The organism is Burkholderia thailandensis E264 (assembly GCF_000012365.1).
Classification (GTDB): Bacteria; Pseudomonadota; Gammaproteobacteria; order Burkholderiales; family Burkholderiaceae; genus Burkholderia; species Burkholderia thailandensis.
Genome location: NC_007651.1, coordinates 3331288 through 3349060, shown reverse-complemented (window position 1 = coordinate 3349060; position 17773 = coordinate 3331288). Strand labels below are relative to the sequence as shown.

Annotated in this window: 17 protein-coding genes, 2 tRNA genes and 1 rRNA gene; 6 read left to right on the top strand and 14 right to left on the bottom strand. The window is 65.0% G+C overall.

Features of this window, described 5'->3' with window-relative positions:
• Position 1 precedes the first annotated feature (1 nt).
• The 8 genes from BTH_RS27045 to BTH_RS35400 all read right to left on the bottom strand — a co-directional run bounded on the left by BTH_RS27045 (position 2) and on the right by BTH_RS35400 (position 6676).
• Positions 2 to 643 carry a CYTH domain-containing protein gene (locus BTH_RS27045; RefSeq protein ID WP_009888704.1) on the bottom strand — a complete coding sequence of 214 codons (642 nt, stop codon included), beginning with the start codon at positions 641 to 643 and terminating at the stop codon, positions 2 to 4.
• Positions 644 to 653: 10 nt separating this feature from the next.
• Positions 654 to 1439 (bottom strand): indole-3-glycerol phosphate synthase TrpC, encoded by a 786-nt coding sequence (trpC, locus tag BTH_RS27040; RefSeq protein WP_009888705.1) that lies wholly within the window; start codon positions 1437 to 1439, stop codon positions 654 to 656.
• Between the two features lie 54 nt (positions 1440 to 1493).
• On the bottom strand, positions 1494 to 2525 hold the full coding sequence (gene trpD / locus BTH_RS27035; protein ID WP_009888706.1) for an anthranilate phosphoribosyltransferase: 1032 nt from the start codon (positions 2523 to 2525) through the stop codon (positions 1494 to 1496).
• Positions 2526 to 2542: 17 nt separating this feature from the next.
• Positions 2543 to 3133: an aminodeoxychorismate/anthranilate synthase component II gene (locus BTH_RS27030; RefSeq protein ID WP_009888707.1), complete on the bottom strand. Its 591-nt coding sequence runs from the start codon at positions 3131 to 3133 to the stop codon at positions 2543 to 2545.
• A gap of 13 nt (positions 3134 to 3146) precedes the next feature.
• A complete protein-coding gene (gene trpE, locus BTH_RS27025) occupies positions 3147 to 4640 on the bottom strand; it encodes an anthranilate synthase component I (protein ID WP_009888708.1) in 1494 nt (497 codons plus the stop codon).
• 359 nt (positions 4641 to 4999) lie between these two features.
• Positions 5000 to 5728, bottom strand: a complete 729-nt coding sequence (locus tag BTH_RS27020) for a phosphoglycolate phosphatase (RefSeq protein WP_011402533.1) — start codon at positions 5726 to 5728, stop codon at positions 5000 to 5002.
• 5 nt (positions 5729 to 5733) lie between these two features.
• Positions 5734 to 6420, bottom strand: a complete 687-nt coding sequence (gene rpe, locus BTH_RS27015) for a ribulose-phosphate 3-epimerase (protein WP_009888710.1) — start codon at positions 6418 to 6420, stop codon at positions 5734 to 5736.
• Between the two features lie 46 nt (positions 6421 to 6466).
• Entirely contained in the window at positions 6467 to 6676 is a 210-nt protein-coding gene (locus BTH_RS35400) for a hypothetical protein (protein ID WP_009906273.1), read from the bottom strand.
• Between BTH_RS35400 and apaG the strand changes: the two genes are divergently transcribed.
• The gene (apaG, locus tag BTH_RS27010) at positions 6602 to 6976 is read left to right on the top strand and encodes a Co2+/Mg2+ efflux protein ApaG (protein WP_009888712.1); all 375 of its coding nucleotides are present in this window, start codon (positions 6602 to 6604) and stop codon (positions 6974 to 6976) included. The two genes, BTH_RS35400 and apaG, sit on opposite strands and share 75 nt — an antisense overlap.
• A gap of 40 nt (positions 6977 to 7016) precedes the next feature.
• Here apaG and BTH_RS35395 read toward each other — a convergent pair whose 3' ends face one another.
• Entirely contained in the window at positions 7017 to 7160 is a 144-nt protein-coding gene (locus BTH_RS35395) for a hypothetical protein (protein ID WP_009909887.1), read from the bottom strand.
• Positions 7161 to 7188: 28 nt separating this feature from the next.
• On the opposite strand from BTH_RS35395, the gene BTH_RS27000 reads away from it, so the two are divergent.
• Positions 7189 to 8307 carry a murein transglycosylase A gene (locus BTH_RS27000; protein WP_009909886.1) on the top strand — a complete coding sequence of 373 codons (1119 nt, stop codon included), beginning with the start codon at positions 7189 to 7191 and terminating at the stop codon, positions 8305 to 8307.
• Positions 8308 to 8632: 325 nt separating this feature from the next.
• On the opposite strand, the gene paaK is transcribed toward BTH_RS27000, so the two are convergent.
• The 5 genes from paaK to paaN all read right to left on the bottom strand — a co-directional run bounded on the left by paaK (position 8633) and on the right by paaN (position 14285).
• Positions 8633 to 9931: a phenylacetate--CoA ligase PaaK gene (paaK, locus tag BTH_RS26995; RefSeq protein WP_009888715.1), complete on the bottom strand. Its 1299-nt coding sequence runs from the start codon at positions 9929 to 9931 to the stop codon at positions 8633 to 8635.
• A gap of 37 nt (positions 9932 to 9968) precedes the next feature.
• Positions 9969 to 10361, bottom strand: a complete 393-nt coding sequence (gene paaI, locus BTH_RS26990) for a hydroxyphenylacetyl-CoA thioesterase PaaI (protein ID WP_025369756.1) — start codon at positions 10359 to 10361, stop codon at positions 9969 to 9971.
• A 73-nt stretch (positions 10362 to 10434) separates the two neighbouring features.
• Positions 10435 to 11226 carry a 2-(1,2-epoxy-1,2-dihydrophenyl)acetyl-CoA isomerase PaaG gene (gene paaG / locus BTH_RS26985; RefSeq protein WP_009888717.1) on the bottom strand — a complete coding sequence of 264 codons (792 nt, stop codon included), beginning with the start codon at positions 11224 to 11226 and terminating at the stop codon, positions 10435 to 10437.
• Between the two features lie 61 nt (positions 11227 to 11287).
• Entirely contained in the window at positions 11288 to 12490 is a 1203-nt protein-coding gene (gene pcaF, locus BTH_RS26980; protein ID WP_011402529.1) for a 3-oxoadipyl-CoA thiolase, read from the bottom strand.
• Between the two features lie 88 nt (positions 12491 to 12578).
• Positions 12579 to 14285, bottom strand: a complete 1707-nt coding sequence (gene paaN, locus BTH_RS26975) for a phenylacetic acid degradation protein PaaN (protein ID WP_009888721.1) — start codon at positions 14283 to 14285, stop codon at positions 12579 to 12581.
• Between the two features lie 130 nt (positions 14286 to 14415).
• On the opposite strand from paaN, the gene BTH_RS26970 reads away from it, so the two are divergent.
• The 4 genes from BTH_RS26970 (at position 14416) to BTH_RS26955 (ending at position 17565) form a co-directional block, all read left to right on the top strand.
• Complete coding sequence (locus BTH_RS26970) at positions 14416 to 15192, top strand: enoyl-CoA hydratase (protein WP_009888723.1); 777 nt, start codon at positions 14416 to 14418, stop codon at positions 15190 to 15192.
• Between the two features lie 590 nt (positions 15193 to 15782).
• A 16S ribosomal RNA gene (locus BTH_RS26965) occupies positions 15783 to 17313 on the top strand.
• A gap of 64 nt (positions 17314 to 17377) precedes the next feature.
• Positions 17378 to 17454: transfer RNA gene (locus tag BTH_RS26960), tRNA-Ile, on the top strand.
• Positions 17455 to 17489: 35 nt separating this feature from the next.
• Positions 17490 to 17565 (top strand) — tRNA-Ala (locus BTH_RS26955).
• Positions 17566 to 17773 lie beyond the last annotated feature (208 nt).

Here is a 17773-nt window from a genome sequence, read left to right as displayed (position 1 = left end):
GTCAGTCGGTGCGCAGGTCGCCGCCGCGCAGCCGATAGCCGCGCTGCGCCTTGCTCAGGTTGTCCGGCGCGACGCCCGGCAGCGCTGCGGCGACTTCGTCGGCGAGCGTCGCGAGCGCACCCGCGTCGCCATCGACGAGTTCGAGCTCGATCTCGCAGATCGGCTCGCGGCGCACGTCGCCGTCCGCCTGCGCGACGATCTCGCCGCGATCGAGCGCCGCCTCGATCGTCGCGCCCGCGTGTTCGATGCGCCACAGCGTGCGTGAGAAGTCGGTGCGAAAGAGCGCGATCAACTGCGGCGCGGCGGCGCGTAGCGCATCGGCCGCGTCCGGCACGTCGCATGCGGCGCAAAGCGCATCGATCTCGAGCGCTTCGCCCGCGACGGGCATCTCCCACTCGTGGCGGCGATGCAACCCGCGCTCGCTCATGCCGGCCGTCTTGAACGTCTGCAGCCAGCCCTGCGGCGCGCGCCGCAGGCGCAGCGCGCTTTTCGCGCGCGCGAGCGTGAGCGTCGGCGTGTCGAAGTAGACGTTCACGAGCGCGATCTCTCGGCCGCTGGCGCCGGCGCGCGCATCGAGAAAGCGCCGCGCCGCGTCGACTTGCGCGGCGGGCAGCGCGAGCTTGATTTCCTGTTCGATCGCCATCGCGGGCCGCTCAGAAGAACATCCGCGCGAGTTCCGCGCCCGGATTCTCGGCGCGCATGAACGCTTCGCCGACGAGGAACGTATGCACGCCCGCCGCTTCCATTCGCTCGACGTCCGCGCGCGACAGGATGCCCGATTCGGTGACGACGATGCGGTCGTCCGGAATCGCGTCGAGCATGCCGAGCGTCGTGTCGATCGTCGTCTCGAACGTGCGCAGGTTGCGGTTGTTGATGCCGACGAGCGGCGTCTTCAGTTCGAGCGCCGCGCTCAGTTCGTCGCGGTTGTGCACCTCGACGAGCACCGCGAGCCCGAGCGAATGCGCGTACGCCTCGAGATCGACCATCAGCGGCGTATCGAGTGCGGCGGCGATCAGCAGGATCGCGTCCGCGCCCATCGCGCGCGCTTCGAGCACCTGATACGGGTCGACGATGAAGTCCTTGCGCAGCACGGGCAGGTTGCATGCGGCGCGCGCCTCTTCCAGATAGCGCGCGCTGCCCTGGAAGAACTGCTCGTCGGTCAGCACCGACAGGCATGCGGCGCCGTGCTCCGCGTACGAGCGGGCGATGTCGGCCGGCACGAAGCGCTCGCGCAGCACGCCTTTCGACGGGCTCGCCTTCTTCACCTCGGCGATGACGGCGGCGTGTCCGGCCGCATGCTTGCCGCGCAGCGCGCCGACGAAGTCGCGCGAATCGCGCGCCGACGCCTGCAGCTTCAGTTCTTCGAGCGGCGCGCTCTTGAGTGCGGCGGCGATCTCTTCGCGCTTGACGGCGATGATTTTGTCGAGGATGTCGCTCATGGATGTCTGCCCTGCGTGCTGGATTCGGATTCGGTTGAGGCGCGAGGCGCCGGATCAGCGCTTGAACTGCTGCGTGAAGCGCGCGAGCTCGTCGACCTTCTCGCGCGCGCGGCCGCTCGCGATCGCTTCGCGCGCGAGCTGGATGCCGTCGGCGATCGAGCCCGCGACGTTCGCCGAATAGAGCGCGGTGCCCGCGTTGAGCGTGACGATTTCGCGCGCGACGCCCGGCTTGTTGCCGAGCGCCTCGAGCAGCATCACGCGGGATTCGCCGGCGTTCTCGACCTTTAGCGTGCGGTTCGACACCATCTGCATCCCGAAGTCCTCCGGGTGGATCTCGTACTCGCGCACTTCGCCGTCGCGCAGCTCGCCGACGAGCGTCGCCGCGCCGAGCGACACCTCGTCCATCCCGTCCTTGCCGTAGACGACGAGCACGTGCCGCGCGCCGAGCCGCTGCATCACGCGCACCTGAATGCCGACGAGATCCGGATGGAACACGCCCATCAGCTGGTTCGGCGCGTCGGCCGGGTTGGTGAGCGGCCCCAGGATGTTGAAGATCGTCCGCACGCCGAGCTCGCGGCGCACGGGCGCGATGTTGCGCATCGCCGGATGATGGTTCGGCGCGAACATGAAGCCCATCCCCGTCTCGGCGATCGACGCGGCCACCTGCTCGGGCTGCAGATCGATGTTCACGCCGAGCGCCTCGAGCACGTCGGCGCTGCCGGACTTGCTCGACACGCCGCGGTTGCCGTGCTTCGCGACCTTCGCGCCCGCCGCCGCCGCGACGAACATCGTCGCGGTCGAGATGTTGAACGTGTGCGAGCCGTCGCCGCCCGTGCCGACGATGTCGACGAAATTCGCGTTGTCCTCCACCTCGACGTGGCGCGCGAACTCGCGCATCACCGTCGCGGCGGCGGTGATCTCGCCGATCGTCTCCTTCTTCACGCGCAGACCGGTGATGATCGCGGCCGCCATCACGGGCGACATGTCGCCGCGCATGATGAGCCGCATCAGGTGCAGCATTTCGTCGTGGAAGATCTCGCGGTGCTCGATCGTGCGCTGCAGCGCTTCCTGGGGAGTGATGGTCATGATTCGGTCCGCCGTCGTCAGGCTGAATGAGCGGCCGCTTGCCGCGCTTCCTTCAGGAAATTCTCGAGGAGCGCGTGGCCGTGCTCCGACAGGATCGATTCCGGATGGAACTGGACGCCTTCGATGGGCAGCGTCTTGTGGCGCACGCCCATGATCTCGCCGTCGTCGGTCCACGCCGTGATTTCCAGGCAATCGGGCAGCGATTCGCGCTCGATCGCAAGCGAATGATAGCGGGTCACGTCGAAGTGCTTCGGCAGGTCGGCGAATACGCCGCGGCCGTCGGTCTCGATCCGGCTCACCTTGCCGTGCATGATCGTCTTCGCGCGCACGACGCGGCCGCCGAACGCCTCGCCGATCGCCTGGTGGCCAAGGCACACGCCGAGAATCGGCTTCTTGCCGGCGAACTCGCGCAGCACGCCGAGCGTGATCCCCGCATGCTGCGGGTTGCTCGGGCCGGGCGACAGGCAGATCGCGTCGGGGTTCAGGCGCGCGATTTCGTCGAGCGTGATCTCGTCGTTGCGATAGGTGCGCACGTCCTCGCCGAGCTCGCCGAAGTACTGGACCAGGTTGTAGGTGAACGAATCGTAGTTGTCGATCATGAGCAGCATGGTCAGTCTCCGGTCAGAAATCGGAATCGAGGCCGTCTTGCACCTGTTCGGCCGCGCGCAGCACCGCACGCGCCTTGTTCTCGGTTTCCTGCCATTCGGATTCGGGCACCGAGTCGGCGACGATGCCCGCCGCCGCCTGCACGTACAGATTGCCGTTGTGGATGAGGCCCGTGCGGATCGCGATCGCGAGATCCATCTCGCCCGAGAACGACAGGTAGCCGACCGCGCCGCCGTAGAGCCCGCGCTTCACCGGCTCGAGCTCGTCGATCAGCTCCATCGCGCGGACCTTCGGCGCGCCGGAGAGCGTGCCGGCCGGGAACGTCGCGCGCAGCACGTCGTAATTCGTCATGCCGGGCTTCAGCTTGCCTTCGACCGAGCTCACGATATGCTGCACGTGCGAGTATTTCTCGATCACCATCTTGTCGGTCACTTGAACCGAGCCGATCTGCGCGATGCGGCCGACGTCGTTGCGCGCGAGGTCGATCAGCATCACGTGCTCGGCGATCTCCTTCGGATCGTTGAGCAGCTCGGTCGCGAGCTCGGCATCGCGCTCGGGCGTGTTGCCGCGCGCACGCGTGCCGGCGAGCGGGCGGATTGTCACGATCTGGTCGTCGCCGCGCTTCTCCTGGCGCACGAGAATCTCCGGCGATGCGCCGACGACATGGAATTCGCCGAAGTTGTAGTAATACATATACGGCGACGGATTCAGCGAACGCAGCGCGCGGTACAGCGACAGCGGATTGTCGCGATACGGCTTCGCGAGGCGCTGGCCGACCTGGATCTGCATCAGCTCGCCCGCCGCGATGTATTCCTTCGCCTGGCGCACGGCGGCCAGATAGTCTTCCTTCTTGAACTCGCGATAGATTTCGGTGCGCACGCTCGCCGACGTGACGGGCGGCACGACGCTCGCGCGCAGCCGGTGCTTCAGCTCGCGCAGCCGCTGCTTGGCTTTCGTGTACGCCTCGGGCTTCGTCGGATCGGCGTAGACGATCAGGTAGAGCTTGCCGGCGAGATTGTCGATGACGGCGACTTCCTCGGTGAGCAGCAACTGGATGTCGGGCAGGCCGAGATCGTCGCGCGGCGCGGTGTGCGCGAGCTTTTTCTCGATGTAGCGCACCGCGTCGTAGCCGAAGTAGCCGGCGAGGCCGCCGCAGAAGCGCGGCAGGCCGGGACGCTGCGCGACCTTGAAGCGGCTCTGGAATTTCGCGATGAACGCGAACGGATCGCCGTCGTGGGTTTCGACGACCCGGCCGTCCGTCACGACTTCCGACACGCCGTTCTTCGTGCGCACGAGCGTGTGCGCGGGCAGGCCGATGAACGAGTAGCGCCCGAAGCGCTCGCCGCCCACCACCGATTCGAGCAGGAACGAGTTGGCGCCGCCGCGTTCGGGCTGCGCGAGCTTCAGATACAGCGAAAGCGGCGTTTCGAGGTCGGCCAGCGCTTCGGCGATGAGCGGAATGCGGTTGTAGCCCTCGTTGGCGAGCGATTGGAATTCGAGTTCAGTCATGTTCCGGTCCTGTCGTCGGGACGATCGGCGCGGCGCGCCGGGGATCGCGTGGCGCTGCGCTCGCGCCCGGAGCACGTCCCTCGCGGGGCGGATCGGACGAACCGGCGGATGCTTTGCCTGGCGATCGTGCGTCGCGCGCCGACGGGCAGCCCGAACGCGGAACGTTCGACAGCGGCAGGGCCGGCGGGTTGGACGACGATCGGGGCGCGGACGCGCAGCGAAACAAAAAACGGGGCTGAAGACGAGCTTCAGCGTACCTCATCGAGGTTGGCGCGACCAGCGACGCCAGGGCCAGGCTCCCCGGTCGATGCTGCTCAGACTCCGTTTTTTGTTCAGAAACATGCGGATGGAAGAAAAAGTCAGATGGCTGATCTTGCCGCTGATCTTGCCGAATTATGCGCGGAAATGAGCCGCGCGGCGGCGAGAAGCGAATCGACTATACCATCCGATTCGATCGTTTGTATAGCGTTGCCGTGGTTGTAGCCGTACGGCACGGTCAGCGTCGCCATTCCGGCGGCGCGGCCCGCGAGCGCGTCGTTCTCCGAATCGCCGATCGCGACCGCCGCGCGCGGCGCGACGCCGAGCGCATCGCACGCGGCAAGCATCGGCGCCGGATCGGGTTTCTTGCGCGGCACGCTGTCGCCGCCGAACACCGCGCAGAAGTGCCCGGAGAGGCCGTACTGCGCGAGCAGCTCGACTGCGAACCGGTAAGGCTTGTTTGTCACGCATGCCAGCTTGACGCCCGCGTCGCGCATCGCCTGCAAGCCTGCGTCGACGTCCGGGTAGAGCCGCGTGTGGCGGCCGTTGATCTTCGCGTATTCGGCCTGGTAGAGCGCGAGTGCCTCGCCAAAGCGCGCGCTCGCGTCGTGTTCGGAAAAGCGCGGCGTGAGCACGCACTGAATCAGGTTCTCCGAACCCTTGCCGACATAGCGCATCACCTCCTCGCGCGTCGTTTCCCGAGCGTCGAGCTGCGCGAGCATCGCGTTCAGGCCGGCCGTGAAATCGTCTGCTGTATCGACCATCGTGCCGTCGAGGTCGATGAGCGCCGCTTCGATGCGCGGCGCGTCGATGAAGGGCGACGTCGTCATCGTGCTCACGCGCGCTTGACGGCGGCGAGCGCGTCGCGCATCTCGCCGATCACCTGACGATAGTCGGGCTTGCCGAAGATCGCCGAGCCCGCGACGAACGTGTCCGCGCCCGCCGCGGCGATTTCCGCGATGTTGTCGGCCTTCACGCCGCCGTCGATCTCCAGATGGATCTCGCGGCCGGTGCGCGCGGTGTACGCGTCGATGCGCGCGCGGGCTGCGCGCAGCTTGTTGAGCGCCTCGGGAATGAACGATTGACCGCCGAAGCCCGGATTCACCGACATGATCAGCACGAGATCGACGCGGTCCATCACGTGGTCGAGGTAGTTGAGCGGCGTCGCCGGATTGAACACGAGGCCCGCCTTGCAGCCGTGATCGCGGATCAGGCCGAGCGTGCGGTCGATGTGGTCCGACGCTTCCGGGTGAAAGCTGATCAGGTTCGCGCCCGCCTTCGCGAAATCCGGCACGATCCGGTCGACCGGGCGCACCATCAGATGCACGTCGATCGGTACCTGCACGTGCGGCCGGATCGCCTCGCAGACAAGCGGGCCGATCGTCAGGTTCGGCACGTAGTGGTTGTCCATCACGTCGAAGTGGATCCAGTCGGCGCCGGCGGCGACGACGTTGCGGACTTCTTCGCCGAGCCGCGCGAAGTCGGCCGACAGAATGCTGGGGGCGATGCGGAATTGCGTCATGAGCGGAAAGCGCGTGGGGAGCGTTGCGATACGGAAAAACGCCATTCTACCGCCGCGGCGCGCGGCGCCCGGTTGCGGGCCGGGGCCTCATCAAGCAGAATGCCGAACCAAAGCGGCGCGTCGGCCGTGCGGGGCGGGCGCCTCGGCAGCGGCTGCGGCGGGCGACCTCGACGGGACCACCATGAGCCAGTATCGATTCAGCGTATCGGTGAAGACCAGCTATTTGCCGGAACAATCCGACCCCGAACGCCGTCAATACGCATTCGCGTACACGCTGACGATCCGCAATACAGGGCAGGTGGCGGCGCAACTGATCGCCCGGCACTGGATCATCACGGATAGCGAGAACCAGGTTCAGGAGGTCAAGGGGCTCGGCGTCGTAGGCCATCAGCCGTTGCTGCAGCCGGGCGAGCAGTTCGAGTACACGAGTTGGGCCGTGATCGCGACGCCTGTCGGCACGATGCGCGGCGCGTATTTTTGCGTCGCGGAGGACGGCGAGCGCTTCGAGGCGCCCGTCGACGAATTCGCGCTGCACATGCCGCGCACGCTGCACTGAGCGTGCGGGCGCCGCCGGGGCGCGGCAGATTGGGGCGCTGTCAGCGCTGGGGCTTGTCGTGCCGGCCGGGCTGCTTCTTCTTGCCCGAAGCCGTCCAGACGACGATGAATATGAGCAGGGCGAGCGCCAGCAACGATTCCAGCGCAAAGATGAGCATCGGGTATTGGTCGAGCAGATCGGACATGGCGGTTTCCATCAACAACGGACATTGTATGGGTTTTAGCCGGCGGCTTGCCGGGTGGGCTGCGGCCGTCGCGGCTGCGGCGCTTCTTGCCGCATGCGGCGGCACGCCGGTGCGGCAGGCGTCGCGGCCCGCGGGTGCCGCGATCGTACCAGGGCAGATCGCGGCTGCGCGACTCACGCCCGTCGCGTGGCAGCAGGTGCCGGGCTGGCAGGACGACAGCCTGATCGGCGCGACGATCGCGCTGCGCGAGAACTGCGTACGCCTCGCGCGGCAGGCGAACTGGCAGCGCGCGTGCGCGGCCGCCGTGCGGCTCGACGATCTCGACGTCGGCAGTGCCCGCACCTTCTTCGAGACGTACTTCACGCCATTCCAGTTCGCGAATAACGACGGCACGCTCGACGGCCTCGTGACCGGCTACTACGAACCGCTGCTGCACGGCTCGCGGGTTCGGCGTGGTCCGTATCAGTACGCGCTCTACCGCTGGCCCGCCGGCTACCGCGCGGGCGCGTCGATGCCGGCACGCGCGCAGCTCATGCGCTCGGGCGTGCTGAACGGCAACGAGCTCGTCTGGGTCGACGATCCGATCGAGGCGTTCTTCCTGCAGGTGCAAGGCTCGGGCCGGGTCGTCCTCGACGACGGTACGGTGATGCGGGTCGGTTACGGCGGCACGAACAACCAGCCGTACCGCTCGATCGGCAAATGGCTGCTCGATCATGGCGAACTCAGCGCCGGGCAGGCGACGATGCAGGGGATCAAGGCGTGGGCGCGCGCGAATCCGTCGCGTGTCGATGCGCTGCTCGACACCAATCCTCGCTTTGTGTTCTTCCGCGAGATGCCGTCGCAGGAGGACGTGCCGCGCGGCGGCGCGGACGGCCCGGTGGGCGCGCTCGGCGTGCCGCTCACGCCGGAGCGCTCGATCGCGGTTGATCCGTCGTCGATTCCGCTCGGCACGCCGGTGTTCCTGCAGACGACGCGTCCGATGACGAATGCGCCGCTCAATCGCCTCGTGTTTGCGCAGGATGTCGGAACGGCGATCAGGGGCGGCGTGCGGGCGGACTATTTCTGGGGGCTTGGCGACGACGCAGGCGACCAGGCCGGCCGGATGAAGCAGACCGGGCGGATGTGGCTGCTGTTTCCCAATTCATGAGCGGCGCGTGAGCATGCGCGTGCGCGCGGCGAGCGTCGGGTGCTTGACCGCGTGAGTGCGATTGCGTGACCGCGCTGTGGCCGCGCGAGCGTTGCATTGGGGCGACGGCGGATTGCGCGCCGCGTTCGTCCGCATGTCGGGCGGCGCGCTTTGTTTTCGGGGGGATCGGTGGTGGGGCTGGGGGCGCGCGAACGGCGCGCGGCCGGTCTGCGCGATCGAACGTATGTGATTCGCGCCGCCGTGCATCGCGCGGCGGTTTTTCCTCCAAGCGGTTCGTTTCGGAACGGGCGGCGCGCGCGGGGCGTCCAGCGCGATGCGCGAAGCGTCACGACCGCCGCTTGTCGACGATTCGCCGCGCCTTGCCGACCGAGCGTTCGATGCCGTTGACGGGCAACACGTTGATGATCGCGGTCACGCCGATCAGCGACTTGATGTCGTGAGCGAGCGAGCGGCGTGCGGCATCGATCGCGGCTGCATCCGGCGCCGTCTCCGGGCAGGGCTCGACGTTGAGCGTCAGCACGTCGAGCGGCCCGTCCTTCGTCAGGACGACCTGATAGTGCGGCGCGAGCGCACGCTGCTTGAGCAACTGCTCTTCGAGCTGGGTCGGAAACACGTTTACGCCGCGCACGATCATCATGTCGTCCGAACGGCCGGTGATCTTTTCCATCCGGCGCATCGTGCGCGCGGTGCCGGGCAGCAGGCGCGTGAGGTCGCGGGTCCGATAACGGACGATCGGCATTGCCTCCTTCGTGAGCGACGTGAACACGAGCTCGCCGAACTCGCCGTCCGGCAGCACTTCGCCGGTGTCGGGATCGATGATTTCGGGGTAGAAGTGATCTTCCCAGATCGTCGGGCCGTCCTTCGTTTCGACGCACTCCGATGCGACGCCCGGGCCGATCACTTCGGAGAGCCCGTAGATGTCGACGGCGTCGATGCCCATGCGCTTTTCGATCGCGACGCGCATGTCGTTGGTCCACGGCTCCGCGCCGAAGATGCCGATCCGCAGCGAACACTGGGCGGGATCGAGGTGCTGGCGCTCCATTTCGTCGGCGATCGACAGCATGTAGCTGGGCGTCACCATGATGATGTCGGGCCGGAAGTCCTGAATCAGCTGCACCTGCTTTTCGGTCTGGCCGCCGCCGAACGGGATCACCGTGAGCCCGGCCCGCTCCGCGCCGTAATGGGCGCCGAGACCGCCCGTGAAGAGGCCATAGCCGTAGCTCACATGGACCTTGTCGCCTGGCCGGGCGCCCGCCGCACGGATCGAGCGGGCGACGAGGCCGGCCCACATATCGATGTCTTGCGCCGTGTAGCCGACCACGGTCGGCTTGCCCGTCGTGCCCGACGAAGCATGGATGCGCGAGAGGCGCTCCTGTGGAACGGCGAACATGCCGAACGGGTAGTTGTCGCGCAGGTCGTTCTTCGTCGTGAACGGAAAGCGGCCCAGATCCGCCAGCGTCTTCAGATCGGTCGGATGCACGCCCGCCTCGTCGAACTTGCGCCGATAGACGGGCGAATTCTCGTACGCGTGCGCGAGTGACCATTTCAGGCGGTCGAGCTGAAGCGCGAGCAGTTCGTCGCGGCTCGCCCGTTCGATCGGTTCGAGCGGAAGCGAGGTTGTCATGATGTCTCCAATATATTTATGTGAGCGCGTGTGCACGCTAACGGTCTATAGGGATCACCGTCCCTTTGATTTGGGTCGATTTGCCGCGGAACATCGCGACGGTTTCTCCCGCCCGGTTCGTTACGCGAATATCGTAGATGCCGTGCCGGCCGTTCAGCGTCTGCTCAGTCGCCTCTGCGGTGAGCACGTCGCCGCCCGCCACCGGCCGCAGGAATTCGATCGAGCAGCCGGCCGCGACGGTGTTGACGTTGTACGAGTTGCACGCGAACGCGAACGTTGAATCCGCGAGCGTGAAGATGAGTCCGCCGTGACAGATCTGGTGGCCGTTCAGAAAATCCGGGCGCACCGGCATGCACGTGCGCGCATAGCCCGGCCGCACTTCGAGCAGCTCGATGCCGAGGCCGCGGCTGCAGGCGTCCGCGGCAAACATTGCTTCGGCGGTCGCGCGGGCAAGCGCTTCGGCGGAGCGTTCGGCGGTTGCCGTGGGAGAGCGTTCGGTCATCTCAGCGTCCTTCGAAGCGAGGGGCGCGCTTTTCGATGAACGCGCGCACGCCCTCCGCGTAGTCGTACGATTGCCCGAGCTCGCGCTGAAGGTCGCGTTCGACATCGAGCTGTTGGTCGAGCGTGTTGGTGACGCTCGACCGCATCGCCTGCTTGATTGCCGCGATCGCTCGTGTCGGCTGCTGCGCGAGTTGTCGGGCGAGTTGCGAGGCGGTACCGGTGAGTTCGGCATCGTCGACGACGCGCCACACGAGCCCCCAACGCTCCGCCTGTTCGGCCCCGAGTTTGTCGCCCGTCAGCGCGAGGCCGAGCGCGCGGGCGAAGCCGACGCGCTGCGGCAGGAACCACGTGCCGCCGGAATCCGGAACGAGGCCGATCTTCACGAACGATTGAATGAAACTGCTCGATTTCGCCGCGATGACGAGATCGCACGCGAACGCCAGATTGGCGCCTGCGCCCGCCGCGATGCCGTTCACGGCGGCGATGACGGGCAGCGGCAGCGCTTGCAGGCGGCGAATGAGCGGATTGAAATGCGCTTCGATCATGTCGCCGAGATCGGTCATCGCCCCAGGTGTGAAATCGAGGTCGGCAAGATCCTGGCCCGCGCAGAAGCCGCGGCCCGCGCCCGTGAGAATCAATGCGCGCGCGTTGGCGGCCTGCACGTCGTCGAGCGCCGACTGCAGCTCGCGATGCATGTTGCGCGTGAAGCTGTTGAGCTTGTCGGGGCGATCGAGCGTGATCGTCGCGATCTGTGCTGCCGGATCGATGTCGATGCGAATCGCTTGGTAGGACATCGGCTGTCTCCTGTCATGCCTTCGAAATGAACGGGATGCGTCCTTCGCCTGCCGGCTCGTCTTATACGCGCTCGATCGCGATCGCGATGCCCTGCCCGACGCCGATGCACATCGTGCAGAGCGCGAAGCGGCCGCCGGTGCGATGCAACTGATACGTCGCGCTCGTCACGAGCCGCGCGCCCGAGGCGCCGAGCGGATGGCCGAGCGCGATCGCGCCGCCGTTCGGATTCACGCGCGCATCGTCGTCGGCGACGCCCAGCAGCCGCAGCACCGCCAGGCCCTGCGATGCGAACGCCTCGTTCAGCTCGATCACGTCGAACTGGTCGAGCGTCATGCCAAGCCGCGCGAGCAGCTTCTGCGTCGCCGGCGCCGGGCCGATCCCCATCACCCGCGGCTCGACGCCCGCGGTCGCGATCCCCAGCACGCGCGCGCGCGGCACGAGGCCGTGACGCCGCGCGGCCGCCTCGCTCGCGACGAGCAGCGCGCACGCGCCGTCGTTCACGCCCGACGCGTTGCCTGCCGTCACCGTGCCGTCCGGCCGCACGACGCCCTTGAGTTTGGCGAGCGCATCGAGCGTCGTCTCGCGCGGATGCTCGTCGCGCGCCACGACGAGCGGCTCGCCCTTCTTCTGCGCGATCGTCACCGGCACGATTTCCTGCGCGAGGGTGCCGTCGGCCTGCGCGCGCGCCGCCTTCTGCTGGCTGCGCAGCGCGAACGCGTCCTGATCGGCGCGGCTCACGCGGTAATCGGTCGCGACGTGCTCGGCCGTCTCCGGCATCGAATCGACGCCATACTGCTGTTTCATCAGCGGATTGACGAAGCGCCAGCCGATCGTCGTATCGAAGATCTCGGCCTGCCGCGAGAACGCGCTCGTCGCCTTGCCCGTGACGAACGGCGCACGGCTCATGCTCTCGACGCCGCCCGCGATCATCAGGTTCGCCTCGCCGGCCTTGATCGCGCGCGCGGCGATGCCGATCGCGTCCATCCCGGAGCCGCAGAGGCGGTTGATCGTCGCGCCGGGCACGGCGTGGGGCAAGCCGGCGAGCAGCAGCGACATGCGCGCGACGTTGCGGTTGTCTTCGCCGGCCTGGTTCGCGCAGCCGTAGATCACGTCGTCGACGGCGGCCCAGTCGACGTCGCGGTTGCGCTCGGCGAGCGCCTTGAGCGGCACCGCGCCGAGGTCGTCGGCCCGCACCGGGGCCAGCGCGCCGCCGTAGCGGCCGATGGGCGTTCGGATTGCGTCACACAGGAATGCTTTGGTCATGTCGAGTTCCGGCAAGGGTGAACCCGCGAGCGGGCGGGTTCATTCATGGTAGTGAACGATCGCGCGATCGGCAGCTCGGCCGAACGGGTTATGCCGTTTGGCCAGCTTCCGCGGGAACGGCCTTCGGCGCAACATGGTGCCGGCTCTGTACGACGCGGAAGCGATTCGCGACGAACGCTGCATCGGCGAGCGACGCGTTCGCGGCCGGATTGGCGCCCGTGCCGTGAAAGTCGGAGAACGCCGCCGACTGATTGACGAACACGCCACCCGTCAGATTGATCGACAGCGCGACGCCGCCTCGTATCGCCGCATCGTGCGCCGCTTCGACGACGGCATCGTCCGTGCTATAGACGGACAGCGTCAGCGCGCCGTGCTCGGCCGCGATCGAGCCGGCGAGATCGAGCGATTGCGCAGTCGAGTCGGTCGCGATGACGAACGAGATCGGACCAAACCACTCCTGCGTGTACTTCGCGCGATCCGCGACGTCGAGCTGCACCACGAGCGGCGTACGCACGCGTGCGTCCTTGAATGCCGGATGCTCGAGCGCCTGACTGTCGGCGAGCACGCGACCGAGTTTGCGCGCGCCGTCGATGCGGGCCGCGATGCCTTCGTTCTGGAGCGCGCCGATGAGCTCGACCGAGCGCGCCGGGTCGCCCGTCAGCTTCTGCACGGCGCCGGCGATTGCCAGTGCAACGTCGTCGAAACTGACGTGCCCTTCCGCGGTGCGGATGCCGTCGCGCGGAACATAGATGTTTTGCGGCGCGGTGCACATCTGGCCGGAGTAGAGCGCGAGCGAGAACGCGATGTTCTTGACGGCGGCTTTCAGATCGTCGATGGAATCGATCACGATCTGGTTGACGCCCGCCTTCTCCGTATACACCTGTGCCTGGTGCGCGTTGCGTTCGAGCCAGTTGCCGTTTTGCGAGCTGCCGGTGAAGTCGATCAGCTTGATCTCCGGGCGGAGCGCCAGCTCTTGGACGAGCGCGCCGTCGCTCCCTTCGGTCGCGAGCAGTGTGACGACGTTCGGATCGAAGCCCGCTTCACGCAGCACGGCGCGCGCGATGCGCACGGTGATCGCGAGTGGCAGGATCGCGCCGGGATGCGGCTTGACGATGACCGCGTTGCCGGTTGCCAGATCGGCAAACAGGCCCGGATAGCCGTTCCAGGTCGGGAACGTGCAGCAACCGAGCACGAGCCCCGTGCCGCGCGGCACGACCGTGTAGCGCTTGTGCATCGCGAGCGGCGGATTCTTGCCCTGCGGCTTTTCCCAATGGGCGTCGGCGGGGATGCGCTGCAGTTCGTGCCACGCGTAGGCGACGGCTTCAAGCGCGCGGTCCTGCGCATGCGGCCCGCCCGCCTGGAAAGCCATCATGAACGCCTGTCCGGTGGTGTGCATCACGCTGTATGCGATTTCGAAGCTCGCGCGATTCAGCCGGGCGAGGATTTCAAGGCTCACACCGACCCATGCGGACGGTCCGGCCTTGCGCCATGCGGTCTGTGCCTGGGCGGCAGCGGCGATCAACTCGTCGGGCGAAGATTTCGGGTAGCGGATGCCGAGTGCAAATCCGTACGGCGAGCGCTCGGCGCCGACCGTTCCGCCAGAGGCGGGCTGATCGAGTTCGAAGGGTTTGTAGAGTTGGGCTTTGAATGCTGCTTCGCCGTCTGCGTTGGCGCTTTCCCCGTACACTTTGGGGCTCGGCATCTCGGCGAACGGGCTCCAGTAGCCGCGCGTTTCGATCGTGGAGAGCGCGTGCTTCAACGTGTCTTCATGCTTCGTGAACAGAGGATGGGTCATGGCGGCAGGCGTGGTGAACGTTGAGAAAGGTGGCGGTCATTAATTAACCGACCGGTTGGTCGGAAAATGTTAGCATCAAATCGTCCGTACGTGTGCGGCATTTCATGTTTCATTGATCGAGGAGAGGCAGATGGCTTACGAGAACATCCTGGTGGAGACGCGGGGCCGGGTGGGACTGATTACGCTGAATCGTCCGAAGGCGCTGAATGCGCTGAACGACGCGCTGATGGACGAGCTCGGCGCGGCGCTCAAGGTATTTGATGCGGATGAGGGTATCGGCGCGATCGTGCTGACGGGCAGCGAGAAGGCGTTCGCAGCTGGCGCCGACATCGGGATGATGGCGACCTATTCGTATATGGACGTCTTCAAGGGCGACTACATCACGCGTAACTGGGAGGCGGTGCGTCAGGTTCGCAAGCCGGTCATTGCGGCGGTGGCGGGTTTCGCGCTGGGCGGCGGCTGCGAGCTCGCGATGATGTGCGACATCATCTTTGCGGCCGATACCGCGAAATTCGGCCAACCCGAAATCAAGCTCGGCGTGCTGCCGGGGGCGGGCGGCACGCAGCGTCTGCCGCGGGCGGTATCGAAGGCGAAGGCGATGGACATGTGCCTAACCGCTCGCTTCATGGATGCGGAGGAGGCCGAGCGCGCGGGGCTGGTGTCGCGGATTCTGCCGGCCGACAAGTTGCTCGACGAAGCGATTGCCGCGGCGTCGACGATCGCCGAGTTCTCGTTGCCCGCCGTGATGATGGTGAAGGAGGCGGTGAATCGCGCGTACGAGACGACCTTGTCCGAAGGGGTGCACTTCGAGCGCCGCTTGTTTCATTCGGCGTTTGCAACTGAAGATCAGAAGGAAGGCATGGCGGCGTTCGTCGAGAAGCGCAAGCCCGTCTTCAAGCACCGCTGAACGCGGCCAAAGTGTCGTGCGCCTTTGTTTTCTGCCGCGCGGCGCGTCTCGAATGAAAGCGCCTGCGCGCCTCGAGTTTCTGACTTGCCGCGTGCCTGAACTCAAGGTGCAAGAATTTTCTTTCGAAAGGGGCTTGCGCGCGGAAGAGGTAGTGCCTACAATCACGCCTCTTTCGCGCTACGGAGAACGCAGCGCGAAGGGGAGCGGGAAGTTTCACGGCTCGGGTAGTGCGGTCGGCGGTGGTTGCGACCGAGAGCGTGAAATGGTGATCCAGACGCTGCGCGACACGGTAGTAAAAAAGTTGTTGACGTGCTGCGAATAAGTGATCATAATCTCGTTTCTCTGCTGCTGACAACGCAGCGCTGCTGAGAAGACGGAGTTGAGTAGGAAAGTTTTCTCGCAGATGTGCTCTTTAACAATGAACAGCCGATAAGTGTGGGCGCTTGATGTAAGCGGACGATCTTCGGATCGCAAGCAAAAGTATCAAGAGTCTCACACTAAAGTAAGTCAGGTTTATGAAGCAATTCATATGACCTGTCAGCTTTGAGTGAGCGACCGGTTGGAAACAACCGAAAACAGTAACAGGAATTGAACTGAAGAGTTTGATCCTGGCTCAGATTGAACGCTGGCGGCATGCCTTACACATGCAAGTCGAACGGCAGCGCGGGCTTCGGCCTGGCGGCGAGTGGCGAACGGGTGAGTAATACATCGGAACATGTCCTGTAGTGGGGGATAGCCCGGCGAAAGCCGGATTAATACCGCATACGATCTGTGGATGAAAGCGGGGGACCTTCGGGCCTCGCGCTATAGGGTTGGCCGATGGCTGATTAGCTAGTTGGTGGGGTAAAGGCCTACCAAGGCGACGATCAGTAGCTGGTCTGAGAGGACGACCAGCCACACTGGGACTGAGACACGGCCCAGACTCCTACGGGAGGCAGCAGTGGGGAATTTTGGACAATGGGCGCAAGCCTGATCCAGCAATGCCGCGTGTGTGAAGAAGGCCTTCGGGTTGTAAAGCACTTTTGTCCGGAAAGAAATCATCCTGGCTAATAACCGGGGTGGATGACGGTACCGGAAGAATAAGCACCGGCTAACTACGTGCCAGCAGCCGCGGTAATACGTAGGGTGCGAGCGTTAATCGGAATTACTGGGCGTAAAGCGTGCGCAGGCGGTTTGCTAAGACCGATGTGAAATCCCCGGGCTCAACCTGGGAACTGCATTGGTGACTGGCAGGCTAGAGTATGGCAGAGGGGGGTAGAATTCCACGTGTAGCAGTGAAATGCGTAGAGATGTGGAGGAATACCGATGGCGAAGGCAGCCCCCTGGGCCAATACTGACGCTCATGCACGAAAGCGTGGGGAGCAAACAGGATTAGATACCCTGGTAGTCCACGCCCTAAACGATGTCAACTAGTTGTTGGGGATTCATTTCCTTAGTAACGTAGCTAACGCGTGAAGTTGACCGCCTGGGGAGTACGGTCGCAAGATTAAAACTCAAAGGAATTGACGGGGACCCGCACAAGCGGTGGATGATGTGGATTAATTCGATGCAACGCGAAAAACCTTACCTACCCTTGACATGGTCGGAATCCTGCTGAGAGGCGGGAGTGCTCGAAAGAGAACCGGCGCACAGGTGCTGCATGGCTGTCGTCAGCTCGTGTCGTGAGATGTTGGGTTAAGTCCCGCAACGAGCGCAACCCTTGTCCTTAGTTGCTACGCAAGAGCACTCTAAGGAGACTGCCGGTGACAAACCGGAGGAAGGTGGGGATGACGTCAAGTCCTCATGGCCCTTATGGGTAGGGCTTCACACGTCATACAATGGTCGGAACAGAGGGTCGCCAACCCGCGAGGGGGAGCCAATCCCAGAAAACCGATCGTAGTCCGGATTGCACTCTGCAACTCGAGTGCATGAAGCTGGAATCGCTAGTAATCGCGGATCAGCATGCCGCGGTGAATACGTTCCCGGGTCTTGTACACACCGCCCGTCACACCATGGGAGTGGGTTTTACCAGAAGTGGCTAGTCTAACCGCAAGGAGGACGGTCACCACGGTAGGATTCATGACTGGGGTGAAGTCGTAACAAGGTAGCCGTATCGGAAGGTGCGGCTGGATCACCTCCTTTCTCGAGCTTAAATCCGCGAAGTTGAGCGCTCACGCTTATCGGCTGTAAATTAGGACAGACTCAGGGGTCTGTAGCTCAGTCGGTTAGAGCACCGTCTTGATAAGGCGGGGGTCGTTGGTTCGAATCCAACCAGACCCACCAATTGTCTGGCGGAATAAACCTGAGTGTCTCTGTATGGGGGCATAGCTCAGCTGGGAGAGCACCTGCTTTGCAAGCAGGGGGTCGTCGGTTCGATCCCGTCTGCCTCCACCAATCCTCAATGGTAAGTGCTTGGAAGCGAGCATTAAGCATTGGCGATTGAGCCAGTCAGAGTGATGCAGGAAACTGTATCGGCTGTCGTTCTTTAACAATCTGGAAGAAGTAAGTAATTTGGATAGCGGAAGCGTCTAATGAGATGGACGTGGAAACTATCCGGGTTGTGATTGTATCGATGTATCTCAAGATGATTCGAACTTCATGT